The 2,560-nt window shown below is 68.9% G+C and carries 2 protein-coding genes; both read left to right on the top strand.

What is annotated here, in order from left to right; all coding sequences use genetic code 11:
• Window positions 1-77 precede the first annotated feature (77 nt).
• Window positions 78-1,322, top strand: a complete 1,245-nt coding sequence (locus E4099_RS31190) for an ABC transporter substrate-binding protein (RefSeq protein ID WP_135342461.1) — start codon at window positions 78-80, stop codon at window positions 1,320-1,322.
• Between the two features lie 19 nt (window positions 1,323-1,341).
• Window positions 1,342-2,514, top strand: a complete 1,173-nt coding sequence (locus E4099_RS31185; protein ID WP_135342460.1) for an ABC transporter ATP-binding protein — start codon at window positions 1,342-1,344, stop codon at window positions 2,512-2,514.
• Window positions 2,515-2,560: the final 46 nt, after the last annotated feature.

Here is a 2,560-nt window from a genome sequence, read left to right as displayed (position 1 = left end):
GAGATGTGTTTAAGAGACAGGCCGCGACGGGCCCGTACCACCGGCCGGCACCGGCCGTCACCCAGAGAGGGCACCGCATGGAGCAGCATCAGCGCGAAAGCCTGTCCGCGCCCCAGCTCGCCGCCATACAGCGCAGCATCACCCACGGCAGGATGGCCATGACCCGCCGATCCCTGCTGCGCGCAGGCAGCCTGGGCACCCTGGCGCTCGGCGGCCTGGGAACCCTGGCCGGCTGCGGCATCCCGGCCGCCGCCCGCAGCGAGTCCGGCCCCTCCGACGACCACTCGGACGAGGAGAAGCAGATCGTCTTCTCCAACTGGACCGAGTACATCGACACCACCGACGACGGCAAGCACCGCCCCACCCTGGAAGCCTTCACCCGGCGCACCGGCATCACCGTCAAGTACACCGAGGACATCAACGACAACGTCGAGTTCTTCGGCAAGGTCAAACCCCAGCTCGCGGCCGGCAAGAGCATCGGCCGCGACCTGATCTGCGTCACCGACTGGATGGCCGGCCGGATGATCCGGCTGGGCTGGATGCAGAAGCTGGACGCCTCCAACCTGCCGCATGCCTACGCGAACCTCTCCGCCCAGTTCCGCTCCCCCGACTGGGACCCCGGCCGGGCCCACGCCTACCCGTGGACCGCCATCCCCACCGTCATCGCCTACAACAAGAAGGCCACCGGCGGGCGCCGGGTCGACTCGATCAGCCAGCTGCTGGAGGACCCCGAGCTCAAGGGCCGGGTCGGCATGCTCACCGAGATGCGCGACACCGTCGGGATGACCCTCCTCGACATGGGCAAGCGCACCGAGGACTTCACCGCCGACGACTACGAGACGGCTGTCGCGCGCCTCCAGAAGGCCGTCGACAGGGGCCAGATCCGCCGCTTCACCGGCAACGACTACATCAACGACCTGGACAAGGGCGACCTCGCCGCCTGTGTCGCCTGGGCCGGCGACCTGATGCAGCTCCAGGCCGACAACCCGGCCATCGACTTCACCATCCCCGAGGCCGGCTACATCATCGCCACCGACGAGCTGCTGGTGCCCAGCGGAGCACGGCACAAGAAGAACGCCGAACGCCTCATCGACTACTACTACGAGCCCAAGGCCGCCGCCGAGCTCGCCGCCTGGATCAACTACGTGTGCCCGGTGGACGGCATCCGCCCCGAACTCGCCAAGATCGACAAGGATCTGGCCGCCAACCCGCTGATCATCCCGGACCGCGAGATGAGCAGCAGGGCCCACGCCTTCCGCTCGCTCACCTCGGAAGAGGAGACGGCGTTCGAGGACAAGTTCGCGAAGCTCATCGGCGCCTGAACAGAAGAGACCACGCACCATGACCCAGCAGACCTCCGGCGACACCGCCTCCGCCGCCCCCGGCGGTGACGTACGCCTCACCCGGATCAGCAAGAGCTACGGCTCCTTCACCGCCGTCCACCCGCTGGACCTCACCATCCCGGCCGGCTCGTTCTTCGCCCTGCTCGGCGCCTCGGGCTGCGGCAAGACCACCACCCTGCGCATGATCGCAGGGCTGGAAGAGCCCACCACCGGCACCGTCTCGCTCGCCGGCCAGGACGTCACCGCCCTGCCGCCGTACAAGCGCCCGGTCAACACCGTCTTCCAGAGCTATGCGCTCTTCCCGCACCTGGACATCTACGAGAACGTCGCCTTCGGGCTGCGCCGGCGCGGCATCAAGTCGGTGAAGAAGCAGGTCCACGAGATGCTCGAACTGGTCCAGCTCGGCGACTTCGCCCGCCGCAAGCCGCAGCAGCTCTCCGGTGGCCAGCAGCAGCGGGTCGCCGTCGCCCGCGCCCTGATCAACCACCCCCAGGTGCTGCTGCTCGACGAACCGCTGGGCGCCCTGGACCTCAAGCTCCGCCGCCAGATGCAACTGGAGCTCAAGCGCATCCAGACCGAGGTCGGCATCACCTTCGTCCATGTCACCCACGACCAGGAGGAGGCCATGACCATGGCCGACACGGTCGCGGTGATGAACGGCGGGCGCGTCGAGCAACTCGGCGCCCCCGCCGACCTCTACGAGAACCCGCGCACCACCTTCGTCGCCAACTTCCTCGGCACCTCCAACCTGATCACCGCCGAGGTCGCCGAGAAGTCCGGCGAGGACCTGGTGGTACGCGCCGGGGGCGGGCGCCTCGCGCTGCCCGCCCAGCGATGTACCGACGCCCGCCCCGGCGACCGGGTACTGCTCGGCATACGGCCCGAGAAGATCACCCTCAGCCATGCCGATGACGCCGGCGCCATCCCGGACGGCCGCAACCGGCTCACCGGCCGGATCACCGAATCCAGCTTCATCGGCGTCTCCACCCAGTACCTCGTCGACAGCCCGGCCGCCGCCGGCCTGTCGGTGTACGAGCAGAACATCGAACGCGACCCCCGCCTGGTGCCCGGCGCAGAGGTCGTCCTGCACTGGAACCCGGCCCACAGCTTCGGTCTGGACGCCGACCAGTCCCCGCTCGCCGGCACCGAGGTGGCGGAGGAGGCCGGATGAAGACCAGCACCACCCCCGCCCCCGTCTCCTATACCCATCTGACGCT

This window comes from Streptomyces palmae, assembly GCF_004684805.1.
In the GTDB taxonomy this organism is placed as follows: domain Bacteria; phylum Actinomycetota; class Actinomycetes; order Streptomycetales; family Streptomycetaceae; genus Streptomyces; species Streptomyces palmae.
Note: the sequence above shows the minus strand (reverse complement) of the source record. Positions and strands in the feature narration are given on the sequence as shown.